Here is a 6239-nt window from a genome sequence, read left to right as displayed (position 1 = left end):
CACGCCGAGTTCGCCCCGTCGGCCCTGCGCGACGACGTGCTGCTGTCCTACCGCGGCCGGGCCATCCGCCCGAAGACCGCCGGCCAGAAGCACTACGTGGACGCCATCCGCGACCATACCGTCACCTTCGCCATCGGGCCCGCCGGCACGGGCAAGACCTACCTGGCCATGGCCATGGCGGTGGCGGCCCTGAAGCGCAAGGAGGTGGGCCGCATCGTGCTGTCCCGCCCCATCGTGGAGGCCGGCGAGAACCTGGGCTTTCTGCCCGGCACCCTCTTCGAGAAGGTGGACCCCTATATCCGCCCCCTCTACGACGCCCTGTACTCCATGTTCGACATGGAGAAGGCGAGCGCGCTTATCGAGACCGGCGTCATCGAGATCGCGCCTTTGGCCTTCATGCGCGGGCGCACCTTGAACGACGCCTTCATCATTCTGGACGAGGCCCAGAACACCACCCCCGAGCAGATGAAGATGGCGCTGACCCGCCTTGGCTTCGGCTCGAAGATCGTCGTCACCGGCGATATCTCCCAAATCGATCTCCCGCGGGGCACAAGCGGCCTCGTGCAGGTGCGCTCCATCCTGGAGGGCATCGACGACATCGCGTTCTGCGATCTCACCGGAAAGGACGTCGTGCGCCACTCCCTCGTCGCCACCATCGTGGCCGCCTACGAGCGCGCGGCGGGAAAGGCCTGATTCCCATGGACATCCTGATCACCTTCAATCACGGCGAGGACCGCCTCGCCGAGCTGCCCCTGGCGTCGCTGGCGCAGTTCGTCCTGAAGGACGAGGGGAAGCCCGCAAACTCGGAAGTGTCCATCAGCTTCGTGGACAACGCCACCATCGCCGAGCTGAACGAGCGCTTCCGCGGCATCGAGGGGCCCACCGACGTGCTGTCCTTCGAGTGCGACAACATCGCCGACGACATGACCGCCGCCGACGGGGCGGGGTGCCCGGTATACGAGCTCGGCGACATCATCATCGCCCCGGATGTGGCCGCCACCCAGGCGGAGGAGTACGGCAACTCCTTCGAGCAGGAAATCAGCCTGCTGCTCGTCCACGGCCTCCTGCACCTGTGCGGTTACGATCACATCGTCGACGAGGAGGCCGAGGTGATGGAGGCCCGGGAGAAGGAGCTCCTCACGGCCTGGTCCGAGCGCGACCTGCCGGCCGCCGACGAGAGCCGCTAGGCGTCCCGTGCCCGACGACCGCCCCACTTCGGCTTCGGCCCCCCGGGCCGTTCCGCCCGCCGAGGGCGGCTGCGGCTGCGACGACCGCCTCGTGCGCACCGCCGCCGACAGCCGGGCCGACGGCGCGGGCCGCTTCCCGCTGCTGTGCGCCTTCCGCTGCGCCGGCCGCGGCATCGCCTACGCCTTCGCCTCCCAGCGCAACCTGAAGATCCAGCTCGCCGTGGGCCTGCTCGCGGTGATCGCCGGCCTCGCCCTGGGCATCTCGCGGACCGAGTGGCTCGCCATCGTGCTGGCCATCATGGTGGTGGCCGTGGCCGAGGTGGTGAACACCGCCGTGGAATCGGTGACCGACCTGGCCAGCCCCGACTGGCACCCTTTGGCCCGGGCCGCCAAGGACGCCGGGGCCGGGGCCGTGCTTCTGGCCTCCGCGGGCTCGGTGGCGGTGGGCCTCATCGTGTTCGTTCCGCACCTGCTGGCCCTCCTTCCCTGACCCTCCGACCGTTCCGACCCCCGCACGCCCCCGTCCGCCTCGCGGGCGGCAAACCGAAAGGACACCCGTGGATCTCGACGCCTACTTCGCAGAAAACCCCATGGGGGGCTCGTTCCCCACCAACCCCGACTTCAAGAGCGGCTTCGTCACCCTGGTGGGACGCCCCAACGCGGGCAAGTCAACCCTGCTGAACGCCATCATGGGCAAGAAGATCGCCATCACCTCCAACACGGCCCAGACCACGCGCCACCGCTTCCGTGCCGTGTACACCACCGATGAGATGCAGATGATCATCGTGGATACCCCGGGCCTGCACAAGCCCAAGGACGCCCTGGGCGAGGAACTGAACACCTCGGCCATCAAGGCCCTGGAGGACGTGGACGTGGTGGCCATGCTCATCGACGCCTCCCAGCCCATCGGCCGGGGCGACGAGTGGGTGGCCGAGCAGGTGCGGGCCGCGAAGGGCTCGGCGAAGATCTGCGTGCTCTCCAAGACCGACATGGCCTCCGATGCCCAGATCAGCGCCCAGCGCGAGGCGGCCGAGGCGCTGTGCGACTGGGACGCCATGGTGGGCCTGTCCTCCACCACGGGTCGCAACGTGGACGCCTTCGTGGAAGAGGTGCAGTTCCTCTTGCCCGAGGGCCCGGCGTGGTTCCCCGCCGACATGGAGACCGACCAGCCCTTGGAAGTGATGGTGGCCGAGTTCATCCGCGAGAAGGTGCTGCGCAACTTCTTCGACGAAGTGCCCCATGCCATCGGCGTGGGGGTGGAGGAGATGGAGTTCGAGGCCCCGAACCTCTACCGCATCTACGCGGTCATCTACGTGGAGCGCGACAGCCAGAAGGGCATCGTCATCGGCAAGCGCGGCGCCGCCATCAAGCGCATCGGCACCGAGGCCCGGCGCGACCTGGAGCTTCTCCTGGGATCCAAGGTGTTTCTGGACCTGTCGGTGAAGGTGCGGAAGAACTGGCGGCGCGACGCGAACCAAATTCGCCGATTCGGTTACGGAGAAGGTGCGTAGGCGCCGTATCTGCGCTACAATTCTCCCCGACCATACCTTTGAGGAGAGCCGTAGATGAAGTGCCCCCGCTGCTCGTTCCATAATACCGACGACGCCCCCTTCTGCCAGGAGTGCGGCCACGTGTTCCTGTCCAGCGACCGCATTCCCCCCGTGCCCGATCCGGCCGAGGCGGAGCGCCGCCGCGATGAGGCGCTCGGGGCCGTGCCGCCGGTGGTGAAGGTGCCCGATATCGAGGTGCCCGAGGCCAAGCCGGCCGTGCGGCCTGCGGTGCCCGAAGTGGTGCCCGCTGCGCCGCGCACATCCGTGGCCGATCTGGTCGATCCCTTGCCCGAGCCCCCGCGGGAGCCGGACTTCTCCGGCTTCGAGCGCCTCGTGGACTCGAGCTACGTGCCCCCCGCGCCCGCCAGCAGCGCCGGCGACACCGCCGAGATCCCCGCCGTCCGCGACGAGTACGTGCCCCGGGCCCGCAACTACACCCTGGGCCTGTCCCCGCGGGAGCAAAAGAAGCGCGACCGCGAGCAGCGCAAGCTCGAGCGCCAGTTCGCCAAGGCCCAGCAGAAGGAGGAGGCGCGCCGCATTCGGGAAGAGGCCCGCGCTGCCGCCGAGATCGCCCGCGAGGAGCGGAAAGCGGCCGCGGCTGCCGCCCGGGAAGAACGGCTGGCCGCGGCTGCGGCCGCCCGGGAAGAGCGCAAGGCCGCCGAGGCCGTGCACGCCCCCGAGGCGGACGAGGCCCTGGCCGCCGGTGCCATGCTGGCCGCAACGGAAGCCGCTGTGGCTGAGATGGCCGCCGCCAGCGAGCAGGCCGACGAGGCCGTCGCCGCCCCGGACGCCACCGCGGCCCTGAAGCCCGGCGCCCTGGAGCTGCCCGCGGCCGAGACCGGCATCGTGCCGGTGGGGGAGCGCGCCATCGCGTCCACCGCCGAGACCGAGGCCGCTGCGGAAGACGAGTCCGCAGGCGCCCTTGTGCCGGCCGCCGAGGCCGGTTCCCTGGAAGCCGCCGGCACCGAGGCGGCGGCGATGGCCCCCCGGAGCACGTCCGCTACGAAGAACCCCCGCGCCAAGGCGGCCGCGGCCAAGGCCGAGGCCCGCAGCGCCGAGCCGGAAGGCGCGACCCGGGCCGATGCCGCGAAGGGCTCGAAGACCGTCGCCGCACCGGCAAAGAGCACTGCGGACAAGAAAACCCCCGCGGCCGAGAAAGCCGCTGCGCCGTCAACCGCCCAGGCCCGGCCGCCTCGTTCCAAGGCCCCCTTCATCATCGGCGCTCTCATCGCCCTCATCGTGGCCGGCGGCGCCACTGCGGCGGGCACCTACATGGCCGAGATGTGGGGCGGCAAGACCGTTCCCTCCATCGTGGGGCTCTCCCAGGGCGAGGCCGAGGCCGCCTTGGCCGAGAAGGGCTTCAGCGCCGCCGTGACCGAGGAGAAGTCCGACGAGGCCCCGGGCACCGTGCTCGCCGCCGCCCCCGACGGCGGCCGGGCCGAGGAGGGGAGCACCGTGGCCCTCACCGTGGCCGTGGCCCGTACCGTGCCCGCCGTGGCGGGGCTCTCTCAGCAGGAGGCCGTCGATCTGCTCGCCGCCGAGGGGCTCGCCAACGTGGAGGTGACCGAGGAGAAGTCCAACGAGGCCGCCGGTACCGTGCTCGCCGTGACCCCCGAGGCCGGCACCGCCCTCTTGTCCACCGATGCCGTGACCCTCACCGTGGCCGTGCCCTTCACCGTGCCGGACGTGGCGGGCGCCTCCCGCGACGACGCCGTGGCGGCCCTGGAGGCCGAGGGCTACGAGGTGGACGTCCAGCGCTACTACACCGAGGACGTGGAGGAGGGCACGGCCGTCTCCACCGACCCGGAGGCCGGCACCGAGCTCGATTCGGGCAGCGCGGTCACGCTCTACATCGCCAAGTCCCGCGCCGCCGAGCTGCGCGAGCTCACCACCGGGGTGCTGCCCGGGGCCACGCTGACCACCGAGGACGGCACCTACCTGGTGAAGGAAGTGAAGAGCACCTCCTACAAGGGGGACGGCGAGGTGAGCTACACCGTCGTGGCAGTGAAGTCCGAGGTGGTGAAGTTCCCCTTCGGCCTCGGCGAGAAGACCTACTACGACGAGAAGAACCCCGTGACCCTCGAGGGCGGCCTGGTCTGGAACGACAACGACAAGGTCTCCTACGCCAACCCCGAGATCACCCTGCCCTAGGGCGGCGCGAGCGGTGTCCCAGCCCACCTACCCTCTGCGCGCCCTGGTGCTGCGCCGCACGAAGCTGGGGGAGAGCGACCTCATCCTCACCCTGCTCGCTGCCGACGGCAGCCTGGCCAAGGCCGTGGCCAAGGGGGCCCGCAAGCCCACGAGCTCCTTCGCAGCCCGCACCGAGCCCCTCTGCGTCGTCGATCTTCTGTGCGCCCGGGGCCGCAGCCTCGACATTGTGAAGGAGGCGCGGCTCGCCGGCGCCCACGACCCGCTGCGCCGCGGCATCGAGGCCTCGGCCGCGGCCCTGCCCTTGCTGGAGCTGGCCGGTCGCGTGGCCCAGGACGGTCTGGAAAATCCGCGGCTGTTCCAATCCATCACCCGGGTCCTCGACGTCATGGACGGCACCGATGACAACCACCGCCTGGCCCTGGCCGCCGCCGCGCTCGTGAAGCTGCTCGCCTTCTCGGGGCTGCGGCCGAGCCTCGAGACCTGCGTGGGCTGCGGCGTCCCCATCGCCCTGGAGGAGGGGGCTCGCGTGCCCTTCTCGGCCATCGAGGGAGGTGCGGTCTGCCCCGTCTGCCGCCCGCACCTGGAGACGGTTCCCGTGGAGGCGGCCACCCTGTGCTGGGCCCAGTACTTTCTCGGCAGCCCCTTCGATGCCCTGGCCGCCGGGCCGGCCGATCCCTCGGCTTCCTTCGCCGTGCTGCACCTCGTTCAGGCCCTCGTGCGGGCCCACGTGGGCAGCCCCCTGAAGTCCCTGGAGTTCCTCTTCACGAGCGGCCTGTTCTGACCCGGCGGCAAGGGCCATGCCCTTGCCGCTGCTCGCGAGCCTCCTCGTCCGGCCATGGCCCGCGAAGCGCTTCCATCCCAGTGCGCCCTGTGCAGATACGGTGACGCTGGCGGAATGGGGCCTTGTGGATGGGGGAGCGCTCGCCTATACTGGGCAAGCTGTGCAAACAGCCCATCGGCCCCTAGCTCGAATGCGCCACCCGCTTTCCCGCTCGGAGCCGACGATAAGGAAGAGCCGCGGAAAGCGGCGAAGGCACGCGGGGCATTCCCGCAGAAGAAAGGTGGCACTCATGGCCAACAAGGACAGCATCTCCAAGGAGCGCACTGCTGAGCTCATGCGCGAGTTCGGCAAGAACGAGCAGGACTCCGGCTCCGCCGAGGTGCAGGTGGCGATCCTCTCCGAGCGCATCCGCAACCTCACCGAGCACCTGAAGGTGCACAAGAAGGACAACCACACCCGTCGCGGCCTCATGATGCTCATCGGTAAGCGCCGCGGTATGCTGAAGTACATCAAGAACCGCAACATCGACGAGTACCGCGAGCTCATCAAGAAGCTCGGCATCCGCGACAA

At 70.0% G+C, this 6239-nt stretch carries 7 protein-coding genes; all 7 read left to right on the top strand.

The window, feature by feature from the left end:
- The coding region (locus tag ACTOXK_RS11850) for a PhoH family protein (RefSeq protein ID WP_482279978.1) at positions 1-693 on the top strand (693 nt) is incomplete at its 5' end.
- Positions 694-698: 5 nt separating this feature from the next.
- A complete protein-coding gene (ybeY, locus tag ACTOXK_RS11845) occupies positions 699-1187 on the top strand; it encodes an rRNA maturation RNase YbeY (RefSeq protein ID WP_482277700.1) in 489 nt (162 codons plus the stop codon).
- Between the two features lie 7 nt (positions 1188-1194).
- On the top strand, positions 1195-1677 hold the full coding sequence (locus ACTOXK_RS11840; protein ID WP_482277701.1) for a diacylglycerol kinase family protein: 483 nt from the start codon (positions 1195-1197) through the stop codon (positions 1675-1677).
- Positions 1678-1777: 100 nt separating this feature from the next.
- A complete protein-coding gene (era, locus tag ACTOXK_RS11835; protein WP_482277767.1) occupies positions 1778-2698 on the top strand; it encodes a GTPase Era in 921 nt (306 codons plus the stop codon).
- 54 nt (positions 2699-2752) lie between these two features.
- The gene (locus tag ACTOXK_RS11830) at positions 2753-4888 is read left to right on the top strand and encodes a PASTA domain-containing protein (protein ID WP_482277702.1); all 2136 of its coding nucleotides are present in this window, start codon (positions 2753-2755) and stop codon (positions 4886-4888) included.
- Between the two features lie 13 nt (positions 4889-4901).
- Positions 4902-5669 carry a DNA repair protein RecO gene (gene recO / locus ACTOXK_RS11825; protein WP_482277703.1) on the top strand — a complete coding sequence of 256 codons (768 nt, stop codon included), beginning with the start codon at positions 4902-4904 and terminating at the stop codon, positions 5667-5669.
- Between the two features lie 289 nt (positions 5670-5958).
- On the top strand, positions 5959-6239 hold a 281-nt coding region (gene rpsO / locus ACTOXK_RS11820; RefSeq protein WP_482279977.1), incomplete at its 3' end, for a 30S ribosomal protein S15.

It is taken from the genome of Adlercreutzia sp., assembly GCF_056795635.1.
This window is presented reverse-complemented; position numbering and strand designations above follow the sequence as displayed.

Coding starts and splice junctions, on each gene's coding strand:
- ybeY (WP_482277700.1), top strand. CDS start 699: ATGGACATCCTGATCACCTTCAATCACGGCGAGGACCGCCTCGCCGAG.
- era (WP_482277767.1), top strand. CDS start 1,778: ATGGGGGGCTCGTTCCCCACCAACCCCGACTTCAAGAGCGGCTTCGTC.
- ACTOXK_RS11830 (WP_482277702.1), top strand. CDS start 2,753: ATGAAGTGCCCCCGCTGCTCGTTCCATAATACCGACGACGCCCCCTTC.